At 63.3% G+C, this 25,883-nt stretch carries 26 protein-coding genes; 17 read left to right on the forward strand and 9 right to left on the reverse strand.

Annotated features, from left to right (window positions below; all coding sequences use genetic code 11):
* Positions 1 to 151: 151 nt before the first annotated feature.
* On the reverse strand, positions 152 to 415 hold the full coding sequence (locus ACGLHT_RS11540; RefSeq protein WP_274120727.1) for a DUF3077 domain-containing protein: 264 nt from the start codon (positions 413 to 415) through the stop codon (positions 152 to 154).
* Between the two features lie 155 nt (positions 416 to 570).
* On the reverse strand, positions 571 to 813 hold the full coding sequence (locus ACGLHT_RS11545; RefSeq protein WP_274120726.1) for a hypothetical protein: 243 nt from the start codon (positions 811 to 813) through the stop codon (positions 571 to 573).
* A gap of 485 nt (positions 814 to 1,298) precedes the next feature.
* Between ACGLHT_RS11545 and ACGLHT_RS11550 the strand changes: the two genes are divergently transcribed.
* The 14 genes from ACGLHT_RS11550 to nuoN all read left to right on the forward strand — a co-directional run bounded on the left by ACGLHT_RS11550 (position 1,299) and on the right by nuoN (position 17,309).
* Positions 1,299 to 1,961: a lysoplasmalogenase gene (locus ACGLHT_RS11550; RefSeq protein ID WP_274120725.1), complete on the forward strand. Its 663-nt coding sequence runs from the start codon at positions 1,299 to 1,301 to the stop codon at positions 1,959 to 1,961.
* A gap of 383 nt (positions 1,962 to 2,344) precedes the next feature.
* A complete protein-coding gene (locus tag ACGLHT_RS11555; protein WP_003251427.1) occupies positions 2,345 to 2,758 on the forward strand; it encodes an NADH-quinone oxidoreductase subunit A in 414 nt (137 codons plus the stop codon).
* Between the two features lie 9 nt (positions 2,759 to 2,767).
* The gene (locus ACGLHT_RS11560; RefSeq protein WP_274120724.1) at positions 2,768 to 3,445 is read left to right on the forward strand and encodes an NADH-quinone oxidoreductase subunit B family protein; all 678 of its coding nucleotides are present in this window, start codon (positions 2,768 to 2,770) and stop codon (positions 3,443 to 3,445) included.
* A gap of 78 nt (positions 3,446 to 3,523) precedes the next feature.
* On the forward strand, positions 3,524 to 5,305 hold the full coding sequence (gene nuoC / locus ACGLHT_RS11565) for an NADH-quinone oxidoreductase subunit C/D (RefSeq protein WP_013973384.1): 1,782 nt from the start codon (positions 3,524 to 3,526) through the stop codon (positions 5,303 to 5,305).
* A gap of 2 nt (positions 5,306 to 5,307) precedes the next feature.
* A complete protein-coding gene (gene nuoE / locus ACGLHT_RS11570) occupies positions 5,308 to 5,805 on the forward strand; it encodes an NADH-quinone oxidoreductase subunit NuoE (protein ID WP_003251433.1) in 498 nt (165 codons plus the stop codon).
* A complete protein-coding gene (nuoF, locus tag ACGLHT_RS11575) occupies positions 5,802 to 7,166 on the forward strand; it encodes an NADH-quinone oxidoreductase subunit NuoF (RefSeq protein WP_085602199.1) in 1,365 nt (454 codons plus the stop codon). Before nuoE ends, nuoF begins: the two co-directional genes overlap by 4 nt.
* A 132-nt stretch (positions 7,167 to 7,298) precedes the next feature.
* Entirely contained in the window at positions 7,299 to 10,013 is a 2,715-nt protein-coding gene (gene nuoG, locus ACGLHT_RS11580) for an NADH-quinone oxidoreductase subunit NuoG (protein ID WP_075045810.1), read from the forward strand.
* The gene (gene nuoH / locus ACGLHT_RS11585) at positions 10,010 to 11,017 is read left to right on the forward strand and encodes an NADH-quinone oxidoreductase subunit NuoH (protein WP_003251440.1); all 1,008 of its coding nucleotides are present in this window, start codon (positions 10,010 to 10,012) and stop codon (positions 11,015 to 11,017) included. Before nuoG ends, nuoH begins: the two co-directional genes overlap by 4 nt.
* Positions 11,018 to 11,028: 11 nt before the next feature.
* Positions 11,029 to 11,577: an NADH-quinone oxidoreductase subunit NuoI gene (gene nuoI / locus ACGLHT_RS11590; RefSeq protein ID WP_003251442.1), complete on the forward strand. Its 549-nt coding sequence runs from the start codon at positions 11,029 to 11,031 to the stop codon at positions 11,575 to 11,577.
* Between the two features lie 10 nt (positions 11,578 to 11,587).
* On the forward strand, positions 11,588 to 12,088 hold the full coding sequence (gene nuoJ / locus ACGLHT_RS11595) for an NADH-quinone oxidoreductase subunit J (RefSeq protein ID WP_003261007.1): 501 nt from the start codon (positions 11,588 to 11,590) through the stop codon (positions 12,086 to 12,088).
* Between the two features lie 3 nt (positions 12,089 to 12,091).
* Positions 12,092 to 12,400, forward strand: coding sequence for an NADH-quinone oxidoreductase subunit NuoK (gene nuoK / locus ACGLHT_RS11600; RefSeq protein ID WP_003251446.1), 309 nt, complete (start codon positions 12,092 to 12,094; stop codon positions 12,398 to 12,400).
* The gene (nuoL, locus tag ACGLHT_RS11605) at positions 12,397 to 14,250 is read left to right on the forward strand and encodes an NADH-quinone oxidoreductase subunit L (RefSeq protein ID WP_025339925.1); all 1,854 of its coding nucleotides are present in this window, start codon (positions 12,397 to 12,399) and stop codon (positions 14,248 to 14,250) included. Before nuoK ends, nuoL begins: the two co-directional genes overlap by 4 nt.
* 49 nt (positions 14,251 to 14,299) lie before the next feature.
* Positions 14,300 to 15,832, forward strand: coding sequence for an NADH-quinone oxidoreductase subunit M (gene nuoM, locus ACGLHT_RS11610; protein ID WP_015271056.1), 1,533 nt, complete (start codon positions 14,300 to 14,302; stop codon positions 15,830 to 15,832).
* A gap of 7 nt (positions 15,833 to 15,839) precedes the next feature.
* On the forward strand, positions 15,840 to 17,309 hold the full coding sequence (gene nuoN / locus ACGLHT_RS11615) for an NADH-quinone oxidoreductase subunit NuoN (protein WP_025339926.1): 1,470 nt from the start codon (positions 15,840 to 15,842) through the stop codon (positions 17,307 to 17,309).
* 79 nt (positions 17,310 to 17,388) lie between these two features.
* Here nuoN and ACGLHT_RS11620 read toward each other — a convergent pair whose 3' ends face one another.
* On the reverse strand, positions 17,389 to 17,652 hold the full coding sequence (locus ACGLHT_RS11620; RefSeq protein WP_025339927.1) for an ogr/Delta-like zinc finger family protein: 264 nt from the start codon (positions 17,650 to 17,652) through the stop codon (positions 17,389 to 17,391).
* Between the two features lie 200 nt (positions 17,653 to 17,852).
* On the opposite strand from ACGLHT_RS11620, the gene ACGLHT_RS11625 reads away from it, so the two are divergent.
* On the forward strand, positions 17,853 to 18,245 hold the full coding sequence (locus tag ACGLHT_RS11625) for a helix-turn-helix domain-containing protein (protein ID WP_137164437.1): 393 nt from the start codon (positions 17,853 to 17,855) through the stop codon (positions 18,243 to 18,245).
* Here ACGLHT_RS11625 and ACGLHT_RS11630 read toward each other — a convergent pair.
* Genes ACGLHT_RS11630 through ACGLHT_RS11640 form a run of 3 tightly spaced genes read right to left on the reverse strand, consistent with a single transcriptional unit; the run spans position 18,242 to position 19,204 of the window.
* Positions 18,242 to 18,604 (reverse strand): hypothetical protein, encoded by a 363-nt coding sequence (locus ACGLHT_RS11630; RefSeq protein ID WP_025339929.1) that lies wholly within the window; start codon positions 18,602 to 18,604, stop codon positions 18,242 to 18,244. The genes ACGLHT_RS11625 and ACGLHT_RS11630 overlap by 4 nt on opposite strands.
* Positions 18,597 to 18,944 carry a head completion/stabilization protein gene (locus ACGLHT_RS11635; protein WP_137164438.1) on the reverse strand — a complete coding sequence of 116 codons (348 nt, stop codon included), beginning with the start codon at positions 18,942 to 18,944 and terminating at the stop codon, positions 18,597 to 18,599. Before ACGLHT_RS11635 ends, ACGLHT_RS11630 begins: the two co-directional genes overlap by 8 nt.
* Before the next feature lie 11 nt (positions 18,945 to 18,955).
* Complete coding sequence (locus ACGLHT_RS11640) at positions 18,956 to 19,204, reverse strand: helix-turn-helix domain-containing protein (RefSeq protein WP_003261017.1); 249 nt, start codon at positions 19,202 to 19,204, stop codon at positions 18,956 to 18,958.
* A 220-nt stretch (positions 19,205 to 19,424) separates the two neighbouring features.
* On the opposite strand from ACGLHT_RS11640, the gene ACGLHT_RS11645 reads away from it, so the two are divergent.
* Positions 19,425 to 21,491: a TonB-dependent receptor domain-containing protein gene (locus ACGLHT_RS11645; protein WP_274078683.1), complete on the forward strand. Its 2,067-nt coding sequence runs from the start codon at positions 19,425 to 19,427 to the stop codon at positions 21,489 to 21,491.
* A 172-nt stretch (positions 21,492 to 21,663) separates the two neighbouring features.
* Here ACGLHT_RS11645 and chrR read toward each other — a convergent pair whose 3' ends face one another.
* A complete protein-coding gene (chrR, locus tag ACGLHT_RS11650) occupies positions 21,664 to 22,224 on the reverse strand; it encodes a class I chromate reductase ChrR (protein ID WP_137164440.1) in 561 nt (186 codons plus the stop codon).
* Between the two features lie 157 nt (positions 22,225 to 22,381).
* Between chrR and ACGLHT_RS11655 the strand changes: the two genes are divergently transcribed.
* Positions 22,382 to 22,600 (forward strand): hypothetical protein, encoded by a 219-nt coding sequence (locus tag ACGLHT_RS11655; protein WP_003261019.1) that lies wholly within the window; start codon positions 22,382 to 22,384, stop codon positions 22,598 to 22,600.
* Here ACGLHT_RS11655 and ACGLHT_RS11660 read toward each other — a convergent pair.
* Together ACGLHT_RS11660 and dnaQ are read right to left on the reverse strand one after the other, a co-directional pair.
* A complete protein-coding gene (locus tag ACGLHT_RS11660; RefSeq protein WP_274120731.1) occupies positions 22,584 to 24,833 on the reverse strand; it encodes an Orn/Lys/Arg decarboxylase N-terminal domain-containing protein in 2,250 nt (749 codons plus the stop codon). The genes ACGLHT_RS11655 and ACGLHT_RS11660 overlap by 17 nt on opposite strands.
* A gap of 266 nt (positions 24,834 to 25,099) precedes the next feature.
* Complete coding sequence (gene dnaQ / locus ACGLHT_RS11665) at positions 25,100 to 25,852, reverse strand: DNA polymerase III subunit epsilon (RefSeq protein ID WP_274078682.1); 753 nt, start codon at positions 25,850 to 25,852, stop codon at positions 25,100 to 25,102.
* Between the last annotated feature and the right edge of the window lie 31 nt (positions 25,853 to 25,883).

Raw genomic sequence — 25,883 nt, forward strand, 5'->3', positions numbered from 1 at the left:
GCCGAACATGTGGGAGCGGCCTTGCGTCGCGAAAGGGCCGCAAAGCGGCCCCGGCAATCTTGCGATGATGCACAAATCCCGGGGGCGCTTCGCACCCCAATCGCGACGCAAGGCCGCTCCCACAGGAGAAATCGCGCCTGTCGGTAGCACCTCAGTGCTTCATGCCCAGCTCGGCATCATCCATCAGCGCCTTGGCCATCGCGCTCAGATAGTGGGCAGCCCAGATCATCATCGGTTTCTCATCCATCAGGCCGGTGATGGTCAGTTCGCGCACGTAACCCATCAATTCCGAAGACTGCTCGCGGGCGTCACGACAGGGAATGCCTGGTTCGATGCGGAACTGTGGGTGGGTGCCGTTTTCGCCTTGGTAGAAGGAGGTTTTGCCGACGGTGAACTGGGTGTCTTCTGTTGTCATTGATCATTCCCCTGAAAACTCTCGACTGCCAGGGCCGGCCTCTTCGCGGGCTCGCCCGCTCCCACAGGTACTGTGCAAACCTTGAAGGCTGTGGTGATCCTGTGGGAGCGGGCGTGCCCGCGAAAGGGCCGGCCCTGGCAACACATTAATCAGCCCTAGTGTGAAGTCCTGGGCTCAGCGGGCATCTGCATCTGGATCAATGCCGACTCAAGCAAAGCCCGCAGCGCCTCAAGCTCATGCATCGAGGTCATCATCAGGATCGACGCCGGTGATTTGGGCTGCAGCAGCAAGGCCTGATGCACCACGGTCGCCGCGCACAGCGCGTAGTCGGTGGCCTGGATCAGGGTGTCTTCGAGGGAATGGGGGTTGTGGGGTGGATCGGGGACAACTTTCAGCATAGCTATTTACCTTCTATGGCCGGGCACCCGCCTGCTGTCAAACAGAAGGGTGGCAGCTGTACGTGGGTTGACAGACCGGCGGAAATAGCTAAGTTCCGGCGCACGCAAGCGTGCCCGCACGCACAGCCACCATAAGGGCGAGCCGCACACTATTTACCGTCACAGCCTGTCAAAGCTGTATCGTTGATGAGCAACGACATGCCGAGACTAGAGCGCTGCCTGAGCAGCGGCAACGGAAAATGCGCGACAGGAGTATGTTTGGGAAATGGCCTACATGGAAGGGGACAAATCTGTTTTATGCCGCACTTCGGCAGCGCCTGCACCGGCCTATTCGCGGGTAAACCCGCTCCCACAGGGCCTGTGCAAGTCTTGAAGACTGCGGTGATCCTGTGGGAGCGGGCATGCCCGCGAAAGGGCCGGTACAGGAGGGAGCAAAACCCACGATCAGGTCTATGCTTGAGGCAGCACAGCCGCAAGGACCGCCCATGCTTCGTCCAAGCCATCTGATGATTCTCGCCCTGGTCGCCGCCGCCCTCTATATATATGCACTGGCCAGCGACAACACCCTGCTCGCCCTGCTGGCGAAACCGATCCCGGTACTGGCCCTGATCGCCTGGCTGCGCAGTGCTCGCGCCACACCTTATCGCCGCTGGATCACCCTCGGCCTGGCATTCTCGGTACTCGGCGACATCCTGCTGGCCATCCCCGCCGACCTGTTCGTGTTCGGCCTGGCCGCCTTCCTCTGCGCCCACCTGGCCTACCTGCGCGCCTATTGCAGCCAGACCCTGCGCCCAGCCCTGCCCGCACTGCTGCTGAGCGCCATCACCGGCATCACTTTGCTCGGCGTGCTGGCCAGCCACGGCCTCGGCCCGCTGCTGATCCCGGTCGTGCTCTATGCCTTGGCCATCAGCGCCATGCTCTGGCGCGCCCTGGCCTGCGGCGGGCTCGCCGCGCTCGGCGCCTGCCTGTTCGTGCTCTCCGACAGCCTGATCGGTATCGACCGCTTCGTCAGCCCGTTCGCCGCCGCGCCGTACCTGATCATCCTCACCTACTGGCTCGGCCAGTGGGCGATCGCTTCATCAGCCAGTCATCGCTCAATCGATAAAGTATTGACCCAGAGCGGGGCAAGCGGCATCGGAAGCTGCTAGAACAGGCGCTTTTCGCATTTGCAAGTAGGGGGAATCGCCAGATGAACTTTACAAGACGCAGAACAGGGGAAATATCAGGCATCAGGTCAAATGATATCAATTATCATTACGAAACTTGCAATTCGTTACCCGTCGCAAGAAACATAATTAACAAAACCGCACGCAATGCCCGAATCTCAAGGCTTTCAGCCAGTTACAAGCGGCTTTTGTACTTAATCCTACGAATAAATTTGCGACAGAAATTTTACTTGCACGGGGTTTACCCATAAAATCAGCGCGATTGATTCAGCTGCGACATTTGGTCACTGCATGTGCGACACCAAGTCGCCGCTCTACACTTATTTCAGACTGCAGAGCTGGGTCTCTGTATAAGGATCTCTAGCATGTCCGATTCGGCAGGACTCATCGCCCACAACTGGGGCTTTGCCATCTTCCTCCTGGGTGTCGTCGGCCTGTGCGCCTTCATGCTCGGCCTGTCCAGCCTGCTCGGTAGCAAGGCCTGGGGCCGCGCCAAGAACGAACCCTTCGAATCCGGCATGCTGCCCGTCGGCAGCGCCCGCCTGCGCCTGTCCGCCAAATTCTATCTGGTCGCGATGCTGTTCGTGATCTTCGATATCGAAGCCCTCTTTCTCTTTGCATGGTCTGTGTCCGTCCGCGAAAGCGGCTGGACCGGATTCGTCGAAGCACTCGTTTTCATAGCAATTCTGTTGGCTGGTCTTGTCTACCTATGGCGCGTCGGGGCACTTGATTGGGCTCCCGAAGGTCGCCGCAAGCGGCAAGCGAAGCTGAAACAATGAGGCTTTGGCATGCAATACAATCTCACCAGAATCGATCCGGATGCGCCCAACGAGCAGTACCCGGTCGGTGAACGGGAAACCGTCACCGATCAACTGCTGGAGGACCAGGTCCACAAGAACATCTTCATGGGCAAGCTTGAAGATGTGCTGCGTGGCGCGGTCAACTGGGGCCGCAAGAACTCCCTCTGGCCGTACAACTTCGGCCTGTCCTGCTGCTACGTGGAAATGACCACGGCCTTCACGGCACCCCACGACATCGCCCGCTTCGGCGCCGAAGTCATCCGGGCATCGCCGCGTCAGGCCGACTTCATGGTCATCGCCGGTACCTGCTTCGTCAAGATGGCGCCGATCATCCAGCGCCTGTACGAGCAGATGCTCGAGCCGAAATGGGTCATCTCCATGGGTTCGTGCGCCAACTCCGGCGGCATGTACGACATCTACTCGGTCGTTCAGGGGGTCGACAAGTTCCTCCCCGAGGACGTCTATGTGCCTGGCTGCCCGCCACGCCCTGAGGCTTTCCTGCAAGGCTTGATGCTGCTGCAGGAGTCGATCGGCCAAGAACGACGCCCGCTTTCCTGGGTTGTTGGTGATCAAGGTATTTACCGTGCCGAGATGCCAGCCCAGAAAGACCTGCGTCGTGAGCAGCGCATTGCAGTAACCAACCTGCGCAGCCCCGACGAAGTCTGATCCAGCGACCTGCCGCCCGCTCCCCTGGAGCCGGCGGCCTGGCTTCATTCTTAACGTTGACCCAAAGCGACCGAGACCATGACAGCGGACAACGCTATTTTCATTCCGCCCTACAAGGCTGACGACCAGGATGTGGTCGTCGAACTGCACAACCGTTTTGGCGCCGAAGCATTCGTCGCCCAGGAAACCCGCACCGGCATGCCCGTGCTGTGGGTCAAGCGCGAGCAGCTCAAGGAAGTGCTCAGCTTCCTGCGCGGCGTGGCCAAACCGTACAGCATGCTGTACGACCTGCACGGCGTCGACGAGCGCCTGCGCACCCAGCGCCGCGGCCTGCCAGCTGCCGACTTCAGCGTGTTCTACCACCTGCTGTCGATCGAGCGTAACAGCGATGTGATGATCAAGGTGTCGCTCAGCGAAGGCGACCTGAACCTGCCGACCGTGACCGGTATCTGGCCGAACGCCAACTGGTACGAGCGCGAAGTCTGGGACATGTTCGGCATCGACTTTGCCGGCCACCCGCACCTCAGCCGCATCATGATGCCGCCCACCTGGGAAGGCCACCCGCTGCGCAAGGACTATCCGGCCCGCGCCACCGAGTTCGACCCCTACAGCCTGACCCTGGCCAAGCAGCAGCTTGAAGAGGAATCGGCACGCTTCAACCCGGAAGCCTGGGGCATGAAGCGCCAAGGCGCCAACGAGGACTACATGTTCCTCAACCTCGGCCCCAACCACCCTTCCGCGCACGGTGCCTTCCGTATCGTCCTGCAGCTGGACGGTGAAGAGATCGTCGACTGCGTACCGGACATCGGCTACCACCACCGTGGCGCCGAGAAAATGGCCGAGCGCCAGTCCTGGCACAGCTTCATCCCCTACACCGACCGTATCGACTACCTCGGCGGGGTAATGAACAACCTGCCGTACGTGCTCGCGGTCGAAAAGCTGGCCGGCATCAAGGTGCCACAGAAGGTCGACACCATCCGCGTGATGCTGGCCGAGTTCTTCCGTATCACCAGCCACCTGCTGTTCCTGGGTACCTACATCCAGGACGTCGGCGCCATGACCCCGGTGTTCTTCACCTTCACCGACCGCCAGCGCGCGTACACCGTGATCGAAGCGATCACCGGTTTCCGCCTGCACCCGGCCTGGTACCGCATCGGTGGCGTCGCCCACGACCTGCCGCGCGGCTGGGACAAGCTGGTCAAGGACTTCGTCGAATGGCTGCCCAAGCGCCTCGACGAGTACGAAAAGGCGGCCCTGCAGAACAGCATCCTCAAGGGCCGTACCATCGGCGTTGCCGCGTACAACACCAAGGAAGCCCTGGCCTGGGGTACCACCGGTGCCGGCCTGCGTGCCACCGGTTGCGACTTCGACCTGCGTAAAGCCCGCCCCTACTCCGGCTACGAGAACTTCGAGTTCGAAGTACCGCTGGCCCACAACGGCGATGCCTACGATCGCTGCATGGTCCGTGTCGAGGAGATGCGCCAGAGTATCCGCATCATCGACCAGTGCCTGCGCAACATGCCGGAAGGCCCGTACAAGGCGGATCACCCGCTGACCACGCCGCCGCCGAAAGAGCGCACCCTGCAGCACATCGAAACCCTGATCACGCACTTCCTGCAAGTCTCGTGGGGCCCGGTCATGCCGGCCAACGAGTCGTTCCAGATGATCGAGGCGACCAAGGGCATCAACAGTTACTACCTGACGAGCGATGGCGGCACCATGAGCTACCGCACCCGGATCCGCACCCCGAGCTACCCGCACCTGCAGCAGATCCCTTCGGTGATCAAAGGCAGCATGGTCGCCGACCTCATTGCGTACCTGGGCAGTATCGACTTCGTTATGGCTGACGTGGACCGCTAAGCATGAACAGCACGCTTATCCAGACAGACCGTTTCGCCCTGAGCGAAACCGAGCGCTCGGCCATCGAGCACGAAATGCATCACTACGAGGACCCGCGCGCGGCGTCCATCGAAGCCCTGAAGATCGTCCAGAAGGAACGTGGCTGGGTGCCGGACGGCGCCATCCACGCCATCGGCGAAGTACTGGGCATCCCGGCCAGCGACGTCGAAGGTGTCGCCACCTTCTACAGCCAGATCTTCCGTCAGCCAGTCGGCCGCCACATCATCCGCGTGTGCGACAGCATGGTCTGCTACATCGGCGGCCATGAATCCGTGGTCAGCCAGATTCAAAGCGAACTGGGCATCGGCCTGGGCCAGACCACCGCCGACGGGCGCTTCACCCTGCTGCCGGTATGCTGCCTGGGCAACTGCGACAAGGCCCCGGCGCTGATGATCGACGACGACACCTTCGGTGACGTGCAGCCGGCTGGCGTTTCCAAACTGCTGGAGGGTTACGTATGACCATTACTTCCTTCGGCCCGGCCAACCGCATCGCGCGCACGGCCGAAACCCACCCGCTGACCTGGCGCCTGCGTGACGACGGCGAGCCGGTCTGGCTTGCCGAGTACGAATCGAAGAACGGCTACGCTGCCGCCCGCAAGGCGCTGGCGCAGATGTCGGCCGACGACATCGTGCAAAGCGTCAAGGACTCCGGCCTCAAGGGCCGCGGTGGTGCAGGCTTCCCCACTGGCGTGAAGTGGGGCCTGATGCCCAAAGACGAATCCATGAACATCCGCTACCTGCTGTGCAACGCGGACGAAATGGAGCCGAACACCTGGAAGGACCGCATGCTGATGGAGCAACAGCCCCATCTGCTGGTCGAGGGCATGCTGATCAGCGCCCGCGCCCTGAAGGCCTACCGTGGCTACATCTTCCTGCGTGGCGAATACACCACCGCAGCGAAAAACCTCAACCGCGCCATCGAGGAAGCCAAGGCCGCCGGCCTGCTGGGCAAGAACATCCTCGGCAGCGGTTTCGATTTCGAGCTGTTCGTGCACACCGGTGCCGGCCGCTACATCTGTGGTGAAGAAACCGCACTGATCAACTCGCTGGAAGGCCGCCGCGCCAACCCGCGCTCCAAGCCGCCCTTCCCTGCCGCCGTTGGCGTGTGGGGCAAGCCGACTTGCGTGAACAACGTCGAAACCCTGTGCAACGTCCCGGCCATCGTCGCCAACGGCAACGACTGGTACAAGTCGCTGGCCCGCGAAGGCAGCGAAGACCACGGCACCAAGCTGATGGGCTTCTCAGGCAAGGTGAAGAACCCGGGCCTGTGGGAACTGCCGTTCGGCGTCACCGCCCGCGAACTGTTCGAAGACTATGCCGGCGGCATGCGCGACGGCTTCAAGCTCAAGTGCTGGCAGCCAGGCGGCGCCGGTACCGGCTTCCTGCTGCCCGAGCACCTCGACGCGCAGATGTATGCCGGCGGCATCGCCAAGGTCGGCACCCGTATGGGTACCGGTCTGGCCATGGCGGTGGACGACAGCATCAACATGGTTTCGCTGCTGCGCAACATGGAAGAGTTCTTTGCCCGCGAGTCGTGCGGCTGGTGCACCCCATGCCGTGACGGCCTGCCGTGGAGCGTGAAGATGCTGCGCGCACTGGAAAAAGGCCAGGGCCGCGCCGAAGACATCGAGACGCTGCTGGGCCTGGTCAACTTCCTCGGCCCTGGCCGTACCTTCTGTGCTCACGCACCAGGTGCCGTCGAGCCGCTGGGCAGTGCCATCAAATACTTCCGGTCCGAGTTCGAGGCCGGTGTCGCTCCAGCTGCGGCTGGCGATGCCCTGCGCCCCAACCTGGCCAAGCCGATCGTGGTCGGCGCATAACAAGATGATTAGGCGGGTGGTCCGTGCCACTCGCCAGCTTGCCGGCAGGCCCGAGAAATCGTGGCGTGTCGCAAGCTCACCGATTTCCATTAGCCACGCCCGCTCACGCGGGCCAACGAAGAACTTTGAACAATGGCCACTATCCACGTAGACGGCAAAGCGCTCGAAGTCAACGGTGCAGACAACCTGTTACAGGCCTGTCTGTCGCTCGGCCTCGACATCCCTTATTTCTGCTGGCACCCGGCGCTTGGTAGCGTTGGCGCCTGCCGGCAGTGCGCGGTCAAGCAGTACACCGACGAGAACGACACCCGCGGTCGTATCGTCATGTCCTGCATGACCCCTGCCTCCGACGGCACCTGGATCTCCATCGACGATGAAGAGTCCAAGGCGTTCCGCGCCAGCGTCGTCGAATGGCTGATGACCAACCACCCGCACGACTGCCCGGTGTGCGAGGAAGGCGGTCACTGCCACCTGCAGGACATGACGGTAATGACCGGCCACAACGAGCGCCGCTACCGTTTCACCAAGCGTACCCACCAGAACCAGGACCTCGGCCCGTTCATCGCCCATGAGATGAACCGCTGCATCGCCTGCTACCGCTGCGTGCGCTACTACAAGGACTATGCCGGTGGTACCGACCTGGGCGTTTACGGCGCCCACGACAACGTGTACTTCGGCCGCGTCGAAGACGGCGTGCTGGAAAGCGAATTCTCCGGCAACCTGACCGAGGTCTGCCCGACCGGCGTGTTCACCGACAAGACCCACTCCGAGCGCTACAACCGCAAGTGGGACATGCAGTTTGCCCCCAGCATCTGCCACGGCTGCTCCAGCGGCTGCAACATCAGCCCGGGCGAGCGCTACGGCGAACTGCGTCGGGTGGAAAACCGCTTCAACGGTTCGGTCAACCAGTACTTCCTGTGCGACCGTGGCCGCTTCGGCTATGGCTACGTCAACCGCAAGGATCGCCCACGCCAGCCACACCTGGCCGACGGCACCAAGCTGGGCCTGGACGCTGCCCTGGACAAGGCCGCCGACCTGCTGCGCGGCCGTACCATCGTCGGTATCGGCTCGCCACGCGCCAGCCTGGAAAGCAACTACGGCCTGCGTGAGCTGGTCGGTGCCGAATACTTCTACTCGGGCATGGAAGCCGGTGAACTGGCCCGCGTACGCCTGGCCCTGAACGTGCTGAACAACAGCCCGCTGCCGGTGCCGACCCTGCGCGACATCGAAGACCACGACGCCGTGTTCGTGCTCGGTGAAGACCTGACCCAGACCGCTGCCCGCGTCGCCCTGGCCGTGCGCCAGGCCACCAAGGGCAAGGCCGAGGCCATGGCCGAAGCGATGAAGGTGCAGCCGTGGCTCGACGCCGCCGTGAAGAACATCGGCCAGCACGCGCTGTACCCGCTGTTCATCGCTTCGCTGGCTGAAACCAAGCTGGACGACGTTGCCGAAGAATGCGTGCACGCCGCCCCGGCCGACCTGGCCCGCATCGGTTTCGCCGTGGCCCACGCCATCGACCCGAGCGCCCCTGCCGTAGAAGGCCTGGACGCCGAAGCGAAAGCCCTGGCCCAGCGCATCGCCGACGCCCTGGTCGCGGCCAAGCGCCCACTGGTCGTGGCCGGTACCTCGCTGGCCGACCCGGCGCTGATCGAAGCCGCCGCCAACATCGCCAAGGCGCTGAAGCTGCGCGAGAAGAACGGCTCGCTGAGCCTGGTGGTGCCTGAAGCCAACAGCCTCGGCCTGGCCATGCTCGGTGGCGAGTCGGTCGATGCCGCGCTGGACGCGGTCATCAGCGGCAAGGCCGACGCCATCGTCGTGCTGGAAAACGACCTGTACGCCCGCGTACCGGCCGCCAAGGTCGATGCAGCCCTGGCCGCGGCCAAGGTAGTGATCGTTGCCGACCACTCGAAAACCCCGACTGTCGACCGCGCCCACCTGGTGCTGCCGGCCGCCTCGTTCGCCGAAGGCGACGGTACCCTGGTCAGCCAGGAAGGCCGTGCCCAGCGCTTCTTCCAGGTATTCGACCCGCAATACCTGGACAGCAGCATCCAGATCCACGAAGGCTGGCGCTGGATGCACGCCCTGCGTGCCACCCTGCTGAACAAGCCGGTCGACTGGACCCAGCTGGACCACGTTACCAGCGCCTGCGCCGAAGCCGCCCCGCAACTGGCCGGCATCGTCAACGCCGCGCCAAGCGCCGCGTTCCGCATCAAGGGCATGAAGCTGGCCCGTGAGCCGCTGCGCTACTCCGGCCGTACCGCCATGCGCGCCAACATCAGCGTGCACGAGCCGCGTACCCCGCAAGACAAGGACACCGCGTTCGCCTTCTCCATGGAAGGCTATTCGGGTTCGGCCGAACCGCGCCAGCAGGTGCCGTTCGCCTGGTCGCCGGGCTGGAACTCGCCGCAAGCCTGGAACAAGTTCCAGGACGAGGTCGGTGGTCACCTGCGTGCCGGTGACCCGGGCGTACGCCTGATCGAATCGCAAGGCGACCGCCTGCACTGGTTCAACGCCATTCCGGGCGCCTTCAACCCGGCCCGTGGCACCTGGACTGCCGTGCCGTTCTTCCACCTGTTCGGCAGCGAAGAAAGCTCCTCGCGCGCCGCCCCGGTACAAGAGCGCATCCCGGCAGCCTACGTGGCCCTGGCCAAGTCCGAAGCCGACCGCCTGGGCGTCAACGACGGTGCCCTGCTGAGCCTGAACGTTGCCGGTGTGGCCCTGCGCCTGCCGCTGCGTATCAATGAAGAGCTGGGCGCTGGCCTGGTCGCGTTGCCGAAAGGCCTGGCCGGCATTCCGCCTGCCATCTTCGGTGCATCCGTCGAAGGTCTGCAGGAGGCAGCACAATGAGCTGGTTCACCCCCGAAGTGATCGATGTGATCCTGACCGTACTGCGGGCCATCGTGGTCCTGCTGGCGGTGGTGGTCTGCGGCGCGCTGCTCAGCTTCGTCGAGCGCCGCCTGCTGGGCTGGTGGCAGGACCGTTACGGTCCGAACCGCGTCGGCCCGTTCGGCATGTTCCAGATCGCTGCCGACATGCTGAAGATGTTCTTCAAGGAAGACTGGAACCCGCCCTTCGTCGACCGCGTGATCTTCACCCTGGCACCGGTAGTGGCCATGAGCGCCCTGCTGATCGCTTTCGTGGTCATCCCGATCACCCCGACCTGGGGCGTCGCCGACCTGAACATCGGCCTGCTGTTCTTCTTCGCCATGGCCGGCCTGTCTGTCTACGCGGTGCTGTTCGCCGGCTGGTCGTCGAACAACAAGTACGCCCTGCTGGGCAGCTTGCGTGCCTCGGCACAGACCGTGTCGTACGAAGTGTTCCTGGGCCTGGCGCTGATGGGCGTGGTGGTGCAGGTGGGTTCGTTCAACATGCGCGACATCGTTGAATACCAGGCCCAGAACCTGTGGTTCATCATTCCGCAGTTCTTCGGCTTCTGCACCTTCTTCATCGCTGGCGTCGCCGTGACTCACCGTCACCCGTTCGACCAGCCAGAAGCGGAACAGGAACTGGCCGACGGCTACCACATCGAGTATGCCGGCATGAAATGGGGCATGTTCTTCGTCGGTGAGTACATCGGCATCATCCTCATCTCGGCGCTGCTGGTAACCCTGTTCTTCGGCGGCTGGCACGGCCCGTTCGGCATCCTGCCGCAACTGTCGTTCCTGTGGTTCGCGCTGAAGACCGCGTTCTTCATCATGCTGTTCATCCTGCTGCGCGCCTCGATCCCGCGCCCACGCTATGACCAGGTGATGGACTTCAGCTGGAAGTTCTGCCTGCCGCTGACCCTGATCAATTTGCTGGTGACCGCTGCGATCGTGCTCTACAACACACCAGCCGTCGCGGCCCAGTGAGGATTTGACCCATGTTCAAGTATATCGGCGACATCGTTAAGGGCACCGGCACCCAGCTGCGCAGCCTGGCAATGGTGTTCTCCCACGGGTTCCGCAAGCGCGACACCCTGCAGTACCCCGAAGAGCCCGTGTACCTGCCGCCGCGCTACCGCGGCCGCATCGTCCTCACCCGCGACCCCGATGGCGAGGAGCGCTGCGTAGCGTGCAACCTCTGCGCGGTGGCCTGCCCGGTCGGCTGCATCTCGCTGCAGAAGGCCGAGACCGAGGACGGCCGCTGGTACCCGGAGTTCTTCCGCATCAACTTCTCGCGCTGCATCTTCTGCGGCCTGTGTGAAGAAGCGTGCCCGACCACCGCGATCCAGCTGACTCCGGATTTCGAAATGGCCGAGTTCAAGCGTCAGGACCTGGTGTACGAGAAAGAAGATCTGCTGATCTCCGGCCCCGGCAAGAACCCTGACTACAACTTCTACCGTGTTGCCGGCATGGCAATCGCTGGCAAGCCGAAGGGCTCTGCACAGAACGAAGCCGAGCCGATCAACGTGAAGAGCTTGCTCCCATAAGGACAGAAAGATGGAATTCGCTTTCTACTTCGCATCCGGGATCGCCGTGGTCTCCACCCTTCGGGTGGTGACCGGCACCAACCCCGTGCACGCCTTGCTTTACCTGATCATTTCGCTGATTTCCGTGGCCATGATCTTCTTCGCCCTGGGTGCGCCGTTCGCCGGCGCCCTGGAAGTGATCGCCTACGCTGGCGCCATCATGGTGCTGTTCGTGTTCGTGGTGATGATGCTCAACCTCGGGCCGGCTTCGGTCGCCCAGGAACGGGGCTGGCTCAAGCCTGGTATCTGGGCCGGGCCGGTGATCCTCGCCGCCCTGCTGCTGCTGGAGCTGCTGTACGTGCTGTTCGTCACCCCGAGCGGCGCCGGCATCAGCGGTACCACCGTGGGCCCGAAAGAAGTCGGCATCAGCCTGTTCGGCCCCTACCTGCTGGTGGTCGAACTGGCTTCGATGCTGCTGCTGGCCGCGGCCGTCACCGCCTTCCACCTGGGCCGCAACGAGGCGAAGGAGTAAATCATGGGTGCTATCCCTCTCGAGCATGGTCTGGCAGTCGCCGGCATCCTGTTCTGCTTAGGTCTGGTTGGCCTGATGGTCCGCCGCAACATCCTCTTCGTGCTCATGAGCCTGGAAGTCATGATGAACGCCTCTGCCCTGGCGTTCGTCGTCGCCGGTGCCCGTTGGGTCCAGCCCGACGGCCAGGTGATGTTCATTCTGGTGATCAGCCTGGCAGCCGCCGAGGCCAGCATTGGCCTGGCCATCCTGCTGCAGCTGTATCGCCGCTTCCACACTCTCGACATCGATGCTGCCAGTGAGATGCGCGGATGAACCTTCTCTTCCTGACTTTCGTCTTCCCCCTCGTCGGCTTCCTGCTGCTGTCGTTCTCGCGCGGGCGGTTCTCGGAGAACCTGTCCGCCCTGATCGGCGTCGGCTCGGTAGGCCTTTCGGCCGCCACCGCCGCCTACGTCATCTGGCAATTCAACGTCGCCCCGCCTGAAGGCGGCGCGTACAGCCAGCTGCTGTGGCAGTGGATGTCGGTGGACGGCTTCGCGCCGAACTTCACCCTGTACCTGGACGGCCTGTCGGTCACCATGCTCGGCGTGGTCACCGGTGTCGGCTTCCTGATCCACCTGTTCGCCTCCTGGTACATGCGTGGCGAAGCCGGCTACTCGCGCTTCTTCGCGTACACCAACCTGTTCATCGCCAGCATGCTGTTCCTGGTGCTGGGCGACAACCTGCTGTTCATCTACTTCGGCTGGGAAGGCGTGGGCCTGTGCTCGTACCTGTTGATCGGTTTCTACTACAGCAACCGCAACAACGGTAACGCGGCACTCAAGGCATTCATCGTCACCCGTATCGGCGACGTGTTCATGGCCATCGGCCTGTTCATCCTGTTCGTCCAGCTGGGTACCCTGAACGTGCAGGAGCTGCTGGTGCTGGCCCCGCAGAAGTTCCAGGCTGGCGACACCTGGATGGTGCTGGCAACCCTGATGCTGCTGGGTGGTGCGGTCGGTAAATCGGCCCAGCTGCCACTGCAGACCTGGCTGGCCGACGCGATGGCCGGCCCTACTCCGGTCTCCGCGCTGATCCACGCGGCAACCATGGTGACCGCGGGCGTGTACCTGATCGCCCGTACCAACGGCCTGTTCCTGCTGGCGCCGGACATCCTGCACCTGGTAGGCGTGGTCGGTGGCGTGACCTTGGTACTGGCCGGCTTCGCCGCGCTGGTGCAGACCGACATCAAGCGTATCCTCGCCTACTCGACCATGAGCCAGATCGGCTACATGTTCCTGGCCCTGGGCGTTGGCGCCTGGGACGCGGCGATCTTCCACCTGATGACCCACGCCTTCTTCAAGGCCCTGCTGTTCCTTGCCTCCGGTGCGGTGATCGTTGCCTGCCACCACGAGCAGGACATCTTCAAGATGGGCGGCCTGTGGAAGAAACTGCCGCTGGCCTACGCCAGCTTCGTGGTCGGTGGCGCTGCCCTGGCTGCACTGCCGATCGTGACCGTGGGCTTCTACTCCAAGGACGAGATCCTCTGGGAAGCCTTCGCCAGCGGCAACACCGGCCTGCTGTACGCCGGCCTGGTCGGTGCGTTCATGACCTCGCTGTACACCTTCCGCCTGATCTTCATCGCCTTCCACGGCGAAGCCAAGACCGAAGCCCACGCTGGCCACGGCATCAGCCACTGGCTGCCGCTGGGCGTGCTGATCGTGCTGTCGACCTTCGTCGGCGCCTGGATCACCCCGCCGCTGGCAGGCGTGCTGCCTGAAAGCGCCGGCCACGCCGGTGGCGAAGCCAAGCACGCGCTGGAGCTCACTTCGGGCGCCATCGCCATCGCCGGTATCCTGCTGTCGGCCCTGCTGTTCCTGGGCAAGCGCCGCTTCGTCAGCGCCGTCGCCAACAGCGGTATCGGTCGTGTCCTGTCGGCCTGGTGGTTCGCCGCCTGGGGCTTCGACTGGATCTACGACAAGCTGTTCGTCAAACCTTACCTGCTGATCAGCCACATCCTGCGCAAGGACCCGGTTGACCGCAGCATCGGCCTGATCCCTCGCCTGGCTCGCGGCGGCCACGTCGCCATGAGCAAGACCGAGACCGGCCAGCTGCGCTGGTACACCGCTTCGATCGCCGTTGGCGCAGTGCTGGTACTCGGCGCTGTGGTAGTGGCCGCGGTATGACCATGAACCTTGTGAACCTTGCGACCCTGCAAAAGGAAACGAACCCGTCATGATTTTGCCTTGGCTGATCCTGATCCCCTTCATCGGCGGCTTCCTGTGCTGGCTGGGTGAGCGCTTCGGCGCTACCCTGCCGCGCTGGATCGCGCTGCTGACCATGTCCCTGCTGCTCGGCATCGGCCTGTGGCTGTGGGGTAACGGCGACTACACCCTGGCCCCCGCTCCGGGCGCCGAGCCTGCCTGGGCCCTGGAATACAAAGTCCAGTGGATCCAGCGCTTCGGCATCAGCATCCACCTGGCCCTCGACGGCCTGTCGCTGCTGATGATCCTGCTCACCGGCCTGCTCGGTGTGCTGTCGGTACTGTGCTCCTGGAAAGAGATCCAGCGTCACGTCGGCTTCTTCCACCTCAACCTGATGTGGATCCTCGGCGGCGTGGTCGGTGTGTTCCTGGCCCTGGACCTGTTCCTGTTCTTCTTCTTCTGGGAAATGATGCTGGTGCCGATGTACTTCCTCATCGCGCTCTGGGGTCACAGCTCGTCGGACGGCAAGAAGACCCGGATCTACGCGGCGACCAAGTTCTTCATCTTCACCCAGGCCAGCGGCCTGATCATGCTGGTGGCGATCCTCGGCCTGGTGCTGGTCAACTACACCAACACCGGCGTGATCACCTTCAACTACAGCGACCTGCTCAAGGCCGAACTGCCAGCCGGTACCGAGTACCTGCTGATGCTGGGCTTCTTCATCGCCTTCGCGGTGAAGCTGCCGGTGGTGCCGTTCCACTCCTGGCTGCCTGACGCTCACGCCCAGGCACCGACCGCAGGCTCCGTGGACCTGGCCGGTATCTTGCTGAAGACTGCGGCCTACGGCCTGCTGCGCTTCGCCCTGCCGCTGTTCCCGAACGCCTCGGCCGAGTTCGCGCCAATCGCCATGACCCTGGGCCTGATCGGTATCTTCTACGGTGCCTTCCTGGCCTTCGCGCAAACCGACATCAAGCGCCTGGTCGCCTTCTCCAGCGTCTCGCACATGGGCTTCGTGCTGATCGGTATCTACTCCGGCAGCCAGCAGGCCCTGCAAGGCGCGGTGATCCAGATGCTGGCCCACGGCCTGTCCGCTGCCGCGCTGTTCATCCTGGCCGGCCAGCTGTACGAGCGCCTGCACACCCGTGACATGCGCCAGATGGGTGGCCTGTGGCACCGCATCGCCTACCTGCCGGCCATCAGCCTGTTCTTCGCCGCCGCCTCCCTGGGCCTACCCGGTACCGGCAACTTCGTCGGCGAGTTCCTGATCCTGATCGGCAGCTTCGCCAGCGTGCCGTGGATTACCGTGATCGCCACCACTGGCCTGGTGTTCGGTTCGGTGTACTCGCTGATCATGATCCACCGCGCCTACTTCGGCCCGGCCAAGACCGACACCGTGCTGGCCGGCATGGACGGTCGCGAGCTGATCATGGTCCTGGGTCTGGCGGTACTGCTGATCCTGCTGGGCGTGTATCCGCAGCCGTTCCTCGACACCTCTGCCGCCACCATGAGTGGTGTGCAGCAGTGGCTCGGTTCCGCTTTCACTCAACTCGCTTCGGCCCGGTAAGAGCGCTATGGAATTCACCACTCAACACTTCATCGCATTGGCGCCGATGCTGATCACCACCATCACCACGGTGGTGGTGATGCTGGCGATCGCCTGGAAGCGCAACCACTCGCAGACCTTCCTGCTGTCCACCGTGGGCCTCAACCTGGCCCTGCTGTCGATCCTGCCGGCGCTGAAGGTTGCGCCGCTGGCGGTCACCCCGCTGATCACCATCGACAAGTTCGCCTGCCTGTACATGGCGATCATCCTGGTGGCGACGCTGGCCTGCGTCACCCTCGCCCACGCCTACCTCGGCGAAGGCTCGAAGGGTTTCCCGGGCAACCGTGAAGAACTGTACCTGCTGCTGCTGATGTCGGCCCTCGGTGGCCTGGTGCTGGTCAGCGCCAACCACCTGGCCGGCCTGTTCATCGGCCTGGAGCTGCTGTCGGTACCGGTCTACGGCCTGGTGGCGTATGCCTTCTTCAACAAGCGCTCGCTGGAAGCCGGCATCAAGTACATGGTGCTGTCGGCCGCTGGCTCGGCCTTCCTGCTGTTCGGCATGGCCCTGCTGTACGCCGACGCCGGCAGCCTGAGCTTCGACCAGATCGGCAAGGCCCTGGCCGCCACCAGCATGCCAAGCCTGGTGGCCCAGCTGGGCCTGGGCATGATGCTGGTCGGCCTGGCCTTCAAGCTGTCGCTGGTACCGTTCCACTTGTGGACCCCGGACGTGTACGAAGGCGCCCCGGCACCGGTCGCCGCCTTCCTGGCCACCGCCAGCAAGGTCGCGGTGTTCGCCGTGGTCGTGCGCCTGTTCATGCTCTCCCCTGCTGCCAGCAGCGGCGTGCTGAGCACCGTGCTGGCGGTGATTGCCGTGGCCTCGATCCTGATCGGCAACCTGCTGGCACTGACCCAGAGCAACCTCAAGCGCCTGCTCGGTTACTCGTCCATCGCCCACTTCGGTTACCTGGTCATCGCCCTGGTCGCCAGCAAGGGCCTGGCCCTGGAAGCCATGGGCGTGTACCTGGTCACCTACGTGATCACCAGCCTGGGCGCCTTCGGCGTCATCACCCTGATGTCCTCGCCTTACGGCGGCCGTGACGCCGATGCACTGTACGAGTACCGCGGCCTGTTCTGGCGCCGTCCGTACCTGACTGCGGTACTGACCGTGATGATGCTGTCGCTGGCGGGCATCCCGCTCACCGCCGGCTTCATCGGCAAGTTCTACATCATCGCCACTGGCGTCGAGTCGCACCTGTGGTGGCTGGTCGGTGCGCTGGTGATCGGTAGCGCCATCGGCGTCTACTACTACCTGCGCGTCATGGTCACCCTGTACCTGGTCGAGCCGAACCTGCGTCGCCACGACGCCCCGCTGAAGTGGGAACAGCGCACCGGCGGCGTCATGCTGCTGGCCATCGCCATTCTCGCCTTCGTGCTGGGTGTGTACCCGCAACCGCTGCTGGAAATGGTCCAGCAAGCCGGCCTGCAACTGATCGGCTGATCGCCCCGGCAAAACAAGACACCCCGCTCATGCGGGGTGTTTTTTTATCTGCGCGCTTTTTATCCGTGAGCATGAAGGCTCATTTACCGGGATTGTCCTGCGCGGACCCCGGCAGCGCTGCCTTGCGTAAATCACCATTGGCCGAAGGCAGGTACACTTCCGGGTTGGGCATGCCGCTGGGCGAGAGTTCATGGGTCATTTCGAACTCGGCGCGCACCGACCAGCCACATGCCTCGGTGGTGCATTGCAAATAGGCGATCCGCAGGAAAATATGACGCCCTTCACTGGTGCGTATGCGCATCCGGCTGTGGCAATGCGGGCAAACCAGCTTGTATGTACTCACGGCAAGTACCTGCAAGCATTGTTCAGGCTTACCTTCTGTGAGAATAGTCGTCCGGTTTTATCAGTATTTGCTGCATATATAGGTGTATTCTTCAGTTTGATGCTTCTCATTGCAGGAACGCTCCTTAAAACGCAGGGCTGTATTCATAACGAGTAGTTTAAGCCCATGGAATATCATTAAACCAGTCATGGATATTTGTTATGAGTACCCACGTACTTGCTTCGGTTCTGACCAGGCTGAAGCTTTTGACCGCTACGGAATCTGACGCCGAGCTGTCCAGAGCGCTTTCGATCAGCCCGCAGACATTGAGCAGCTGGAAGGTGCGCGACAGCATTCCTTATTCACTTTGCATAGACATCGCCAGGCAATACGCATGCTCATTGGACTGGCTTCTGCTGGGTGAACCCGAACGACATCGCGCAGGCCTGGACGAAGACGGCTGGGAACACGACATGCTCGCGCGTCTGCGCACCTTGTCGCTTGCCGATCGCCAGGCCGTTCTCCTGCTGGTCCAGGACAAGCAACGCATCCAGCAGCTGGAACGGCAATTGAGCGCACTGACCAGTCGCTCGCCCAATGCCGCCAGCGGCTAACCCCGGCGGCGCCAGCGCTGGATGAGTTCGCGGGGGTCCAGCGTATCCAGCCAGACCATTACCTTGAGGCTGATGGGGATCACCACCACGGCAGCCACGAACGCCGCCATGCCACGGCTCAGCAGGGGCACCAGTGACGAGACCAGCGGCTCGAACAGGTGGCCCACCCCCACGGTCACGAACACCAGCAACAGTTTCTTGCCCAGCGTCAGGCGCCTGGCCGTGTTGGTGATCAAGCGGTCGCGCGCCGCGCTCACCAGCAAAGCCCCCAGCAGCGCGGCGAACAGTACATTGCCATCCACGCCCAGCAACTCCACCAACGCCGGGGCCAGGCTGTCGAAAACAGATTCTTCAGTCATGGGCAGCCCCTCGGTGTGCGGCGGGCAGGTAGGCGGTCGAGCCCAGGCTATGCATGACCGCGGCTTCGACAAAGCGGATGTAGCACACCCGCAATGCACGCCCGTGGTCATGCCCGGCCACATCCTCGAGGCGCTTGTAGCCCCGCCCTCGCAACACCGCGCGCCAGCACGCGAATTCGCGTGCCGCGTCGATGGCCGCGCAGCGTGCGGCCACCTCCAGCGCAGCCTCACTGACAGGCCGCTGCAGGTTCAGGCGCTCACGCAACCTGCCCAGGTCCACCCGTGGCCAGAACGGGTCATGGCAGTCGGCAAAACGCGGTAACCGAGGATCGTTGCCCATGCTTCACCCCCTCACTGCTCGGCCAGCATGCCGTAGCGAATGGCCTTGATCACCGCAGCCACCCGCGTGGGCACATCGAACTTGCGCAGGATGTTCGACACATGGAAGTTCACCGTCGATTCCTTGCACTCCAGGATCTGGCCAATCTCCCACGAGCTCTTGCCGTAGGCGCACCACAACAGCACTTGCCGTTCACGTGGCGTCAGGCGAACCGGGGCGTCCGCCAGGGGTTGCTGCGAGTGTCGTGCGTTGTCAGTCATGTTTGAACTCCACGGGTGATTGAGCGAGGCATCGCTGCCGGTCTGCAATCACCTTACGAAGCGCAGGTCGCCCTGCTCCATCGCTACGGCTTGTAAAGAACTTTCGTACAAAACCGTCTGACGAAGGTTGCGCGATATTTGTCGACTTTCCTCGTGCTCCAAGCGGCATTTCGCTCGTCTCAACGCCGTTGTCCATTCGCCTTTCGCCTGGAGTCGTACAATGCGTTGCGTTTTGCCCCCACCATCCTGCCTCGGCCTGCTGGCTGCTTTCGCTGCCTCCCAGCCCGCCCTGGCGGCACCTTCGGTCGAGTTGGGCCAGGTGCTGATCACCGATGAGGAGCAGAACGACCTGACCGCCGCCAGCGAACGCCTGCACGAAGTGCCGGGCGCCAGCAACCTGGTGGACATGCAGCGTGTAGGGCAAGGCCGGGTTGCCAGCAACCAGGATGTACTGGCCTACCAGCCCGGGGTATTCGCGCAATCGGCGGGCAACGATGGCATCAAGCTGTCGATCCGCGGTTCGGGCATCAACCGCGCACCGGGGGCCCACGGTTCCGGGGTGTACACGATGTTCGACGGCCTGCCCCTGACCGGCCCGGGCGGTACGCCCTACGAGCTGTTCGAACCGCTGTGGCTGAGCCGCGCCGAAGTGCTGCGCGGCGCCAACGGCTTCGACCAGGGTTCCCTCGCCCTTGGCGGTGCAATCAACTACGTCACCCACACCGGCTACGACGCCGCGCCGCTGCAGGTGCGCTACGAAGTCGGCAGCCGCGGCTACCAGCACCGGCACATCAGCTCGGGGCAGGTGCTGGGTAACCTCGACTACTACGTGGCCCTGACCGATTCGGAATATGACGGCTACCAGGCGCACAGCAGCGGCAGCGCCAAGGGGGTTGCCGCCAACGTCGGCTACCGCTTCAACCCGAACCTGGAAACCCGCTTCTACCTGCGCTACCGGGAAACCGAGAACGAGTTGGCCGGGCGCCTGACCAAGGAGCAGATCAAGCACCACCCGCGCGCGGCCAACCCGGCCTACCTGGCCCGCGACGACAGCCGCCCGCAACCGGGCAGTACCTGGGTGGGCAACAAGACCACCTTCTACCTCGACGACGATGCGCGCCTGGAAGCTGGCCTGGTCTACCACGACTACCCGATGGACCTGCGCGAAGGCCCGATGCGCCTGAAGGTGGCCTATACCGATGTGAGCGGCACCTTGAACTACTTCCGCCGCGACACGCTGTTCGGCCACGAGAGCAAGACCACCGTCGGCTGGCGCACCACCAAGCACCTGCCCAACAGCGGTGCTTCGCAGTTCACCCGCAATGGCGACGTGTTCGGTGAGCGCACCCGCGACTTCACCTACCAGGGCTCGGACACCGTGCTGCATCTGGGCAATGACCTGGAGCTGGTACCGAACCTGTGGCTGACCACAGGCCTGGCGATGATCTATACCCGCCGTGAAAGTGATGTCACTTATCACCCTGCCGGGGGCGGCAAAGTGAGCCAGCATGACTGGGACTATGCACCACGCCTGGGGCTGCGCTATGACATCAGCCCGGACCTGCAGGTGTACGGCAACCTGAGCCGCTCGGTCGAACCACCCCATCCCTGGGCCCTGATCTGGAGTGCGCCCACAGCCAACCAACCGATCGAAATGCAAAACCAGACGGCCACCACACTGGAACTGGGCACACGCGGCGAATCGGCATTGGGGCATTGGGACCTGGCGTGGTACTACTCGCAGGTTCGCCATGAATTGCTGGCGGTGGAGATCGTGCAAGGCGCTCCGGCCAAGGAATTCAACGCCAGCGCCACCGTGCACCAAGGCGTGGAAGCCGGCCTCGACAGTACCCTGTGGGAACGTGCCGGTACTGGCAGGCTGAGCCTGCGCCAGGCCTATACCTTCAGTGACTTTCACTACCGCGATGACGACAAGTTCGGCGACAACCGCCTGCCGGGCATTCCGATGCACTACTACCAGGCCGAGCTGCGCTATGACTGGCCGAGCGGTTTCTACGCCGGGGTGAACACGCAGATGGCGTCGAAGGTGCAGGTGGACTACGCCAACAGCTACCACGCCGATGAATATGCCTTGCTCGGCGCACGCCTGGGCTGGGATTCACCGAAGCAGGACTGGCAGACCTGGCTGGACCTGCGCAACCTCACCAACAAGCGTTATGCGGCGACGATGACACCTGGCTACAACGATGCTGGAAAGGATGAGGCCCGTTCGACGCCGGGCGAAGGCTTTGGCGTGTATGCCGGGGTTTCCTACAGCTTCCGCTAATCCGCTGCGCACAGCTTTTTGTAGGAGCGGCCTTGTGTCGCGAAAGGGCTGCGCAGCAGCCCCGGCAATTTATGTTGCGAAGCTGAAATCCTGGGGCTGCTGCGCAGCCCTTTCGCGACACAAGGCCGCTCCTACAGGGTTCGTGCGCTCAGCGATGATTGCTCAAGGCAGGTCAAACCGCCCTGTTCAACTTCACCCAGGAAGCGAACTTGTCGATAAACGCCTGCAAGAACGGTCGGGTCTTGTCATTGAGCTTGCCCGAATCCTCGAACAGGCTAGCCGCGCCGCCAATGTAGGCCTCGGGCATCTGCATGCACGGCATGTCCAGAAACACCAGCGACTGGCGCACGGCATGGTTGGCACCAAAGCCACCAATGGCCCCAGGCGACACACTGACCACTGCCGCCGGCTTGCCACTCCAGGCGCTTTGCCCGTAGGGCCGCGAGCCCACATCGATGGCATTCTTCAGGCCGCCAGGTACCGAGCGGTTGTACTCCGGGGTAACGAACAGCACCGCATCACTGCGGCGGATCTCGTCGCGAAAACGCTTCCACGCTTCCGGCGGTGCTTCGGCCTCGACATCCTCGTTGTACAGCGGCAAATCGCCAATCTCGACGATTTTCAGGGCAAGGCTGGACGGCGCCAGCTCCGAGAGTGCGCGGGCGATCTTGCGGTTGTAGGAGTCCTTGCGCAAGCTACCGACGACCACTGCTACCGAATACACCTGGCTCATGGCAATTTCCAACCTCTGCTGGGTAAAGGGACGTTGTAGTTATAGATGACCGTTCCTCGGCGCTTTGGTTTTTTTTCCGCGGGGCGAAAACTTCCGACGCTGTTCCACGGTCTATGCCTGCAGACATTTCCCACGTAATTCAGAGGTTTCCACCCAAATGGCAGCAGTAATGGTCGGCCAATTCCACGCCCGTGACGCCGAAGGCCGCATCTACCCCGTGCACGAGTTCCAGGAATCGACCCTGCAAACCGACGGCAGCACGCTGGGCGCCCCCATCACCACCTATCGCCTGGCCATCGGCGACAAGGTCAACCACCTGGGTGAAAACCGCTTCGAACTGGCGCGCAGCGGCGTCGAGATCATTCGCATTCCCTGATGCAATCCACCGTGTAGCGGCCGCTTTCGTTCTGCAGGCCGTGCACGTCGGCGACGAAACCTGGGAAGCCTTGGTTGAACGCCCGGGCGAAGGCCAGGTAATCGACAATCGAGCGGGTCGCCTCGGTGAACCGCTCCCCCGGCATGATCAACGGAATACCAGGCGGGTACGGCACCAGCATCACCGCTGCCACCCGCCCCAGCAGCGCCTCGATCGGCACCGCCTCCACCTCACCGCGTACCATCTGGTCATAGGCCCAGGCCGGGCTCACGGCTACCTCCGGCAAGCGCGTGAACAGCCGCTTCAGCTGCTTGGCCGTGGCATTGGCGCGGTAGCAGCCATGCAACTGGTCGCACAGGTCGCGCAGGCCCATGCCCTGGTAGCGTGAGGCATCGGCAGCCACCACGCTCGGCAGGCAATTGCTCAGGGCGGTATTGCCGTCATAGTGGCGCTTGAACTCCAGCAACTCGGTGAGCAAGGTGCTCCACTTGCCCTTGGTGATGCCCATGGAGAACAGCACCAGGAAGCTGTACAGGCCGGTTTTCTCCACCACCAGCCCCCGCTCCCAGAGAAACTTGCTGACCACTGCCGCCGGGATGCCATGCTCGCCCAGCGCACCGCCCGCGCTCAGGCCTGGCATTACCAGGGTCACCTTCAGCGGGTCGAGCAGCACATAGTCGTCCGCCACTTCGCCAAAGCCATGCCACTCCGCCCCCGGCTGCAGCAGCCAGTCCTGCGCGGCCAGGCGGTGGATGCCTTCGGCGCTCGGCGGCTGCCAGATGCTGAACCACCAGTCGTCGGCGGCGATGTGCTCGCGCAGGTTGGCCAGCGCACGGCGAAAGCTCAGCGCCTCGTCGAACATTTCTTGCAGCAGCGAACGCCCGGCCGGCCCTTCCATCATGGTCGAGGCCACGTCCAGCGAAGCGAGAATGCTGTACTGCGGCGAGGTCGAGATGTGCATCATGAACGCTTCGTTGAAGCGGTCACGGTCCAGTTGGCGCCTGGCCCCGTCCTTCACATGAATCATCGAGGCCTGGCTGAACGCGGCCAACAGCTTGTGGGTGGAATGGGTGCTGAACACCAGCGGGCTGTCTGCCGCGCAGGCCGTGCCCATGGCATAGCGCCCGGTGAAGAACTCGTGGAACGCCGCATAGGCGAACCAGGCCTCGTCGAAGTGCAGCACCTCGACACTGGCGCCCAGGGTCTGCTTGATCAAGCCGGCGTGGTAGCACAGGCCGTCGTAGGTGGAGTTGGTCACCACCGCCAGCTTGATGCGCTGCCCGCGATCACGGGCGAGAGGGTTGGCCTGGATCTTCGCCTGGATCGCCTCGGGGCTGAACTCGCTGAGCGGGATCGGGCCGATGATCCCGAGTTCGTTGCGCTCGGGGCACAGATAGAGGGGAATGGCACCGGTCATGATGATCGCGTGCACCACCGATTTGTGGCAGTTGCGGTCCACCAGCACCAGGTCGTCGCGGCCGACCATGGCGTGCCAGACGATCTTGTTGGCCGTGGAGGTGCCATTGATGACGAAGAAGGTGTGGTCGGCGCCAAAGTTGCGCGCGGCCCTGGCTTCGGCTTCGGCCAAGGGGCCGGTGTGATCGAGCAGCGAGCCCAGCTCCGGCACGGAAACGGACAGGTCCGAGCGCAGGGTGTTTTCCCCGAAGAACTGGTGAAAGGCCTGGCCCACCGGGCTTTTGCGATAGGCCACGCCGCCACCGTGGCCCGGGGTGTGCCAGGAATAGTTGGACTGCGCGGTGTGCTGCACCAGGGCCTTGAAGAACGGCGGCAGCAGGCCGTCGAGGTAGATATGTGCGGCACGCGCCACCTGGCGCGCAAGAAACGGCACGGTGTCTTCGAACAGGTAGAGGATGCCGCGCAGCTGGTTGAGCTCGCTCATGGCTTCGGCGGGGGCGTTTTCCAGGGTCACCTGTTCGCCCAGGGCGAAAATCGGCAGGTTGGGAGCACGCAGGCGGGCCAGGCGGATCAGCTCGGCCATGTTCTGCAGCAGGTGGGTATTCTCACCGACGCCCTCGGCGGCAATCAGCATGCAGGCCAGGCCATGGTGGGTGGCGGCGACCAGGCAGGCCTCGGCATGGTCGGCGGCGGCGAGGATGGCAAAGCCGTCCTGACGCAGTTCCTCGGCGATGCCCCGCACACGCTCGCCAGCGACGCTGTCGGCCTTGATGGCGCGGTGCACGATGAGGATGGGGAACTTGAGGTCCTTGTACATCAGGTGGCTACCTCCGAAGGACATGGCGTCCATTTCAGGGTAGTAGAACCTGTGTGGTCAGGACCGGCATCGCCTCCAAGACATGCGCAGGATCTGTAGGAGCAGCCTTGTGCTGCGAAGAGGCCATTTCTGCTGAAGAAGATCTGTTGCCCTACCGGCCTCTTCGCAGCACAAGGCTGCTCCTACAGGTACATCACCTGCTTCGGAACTTGTGATGAACCTGTGGGAGCGGGTTCACCCGCGAAAGGGCCGGAGCAGGCGAAAGATCAGCCAGCAGGTGTCTCGGTCAGAGCCTGCCACATGGATGGCCCACCCGCCGACTTGGCAATGGCCGCCAGGCGCTCGGCATGCGCCTCCAGCTCCTCGGCACTGGCCATGATCACCCGCCCGGGCGCCCGCCCGGTAATACGGCGAATCTCGCTGCCACCAGCACCCGTCCCTTCATCCCCGGCTTCTGCCCCATGCCCGGCCAGCGACAGGCTGGTCTGGCCACCGGTCATTGCCAGGTAGACGTCAGCCAGCAGTTCCGAGTCGAGCAATGCGCCGTGCAGCTCACGGCCCGAGTTGTCGATGTCGTAGCGTTTACACAGCGCATCCAGGCTGTTGCGCTGCCCCGGGTGGCGCGAGCGCGCCAGCAGCAGGGTGTCGAGGATGGTGCAGTGCTGCGAAATGTCCGCGCGGTCCTGCTGGCCCAGCAAGGCAAATTCGTTGTTGATGAAGCCAACGTCGAACGCCGCGTTGTGGATGACCAGCGTGGCGCCCTGGATGAACTCGAAGAACTCCTCGGCAACATCGCCAAAGCGTGGCTTGCCGACCAGGAAGGCATCGGTGATGCCGTGGACGTTGATGGCGCCCTCGTCACTCTCGCGGTCCGGCTGCAGGTAGACGTGGAAGTGCCGCCCGGTCAGGCGCCGGCCGATGACCTCGACACAGCCGATCTCGATGATCCGGTGGCCTTCGCTGACCGGCATACCCGTGGTTTCGGTATCGAGAATAACGATACGTGGTTCGGTATTCATGTCAACCATAACTCTCTTTCCGCGTCTATTT

The organism is Pseudomonas sp. PsB (assembly GCF_043658375.1).
Classification (GTDB): Bacteria; Pseudomonadota; Gammaproteobacteria; order Pseudomonadales; family Pseudomonadaceae; genus Aquipseudomonas; species Aquipseudomonas putida_Z.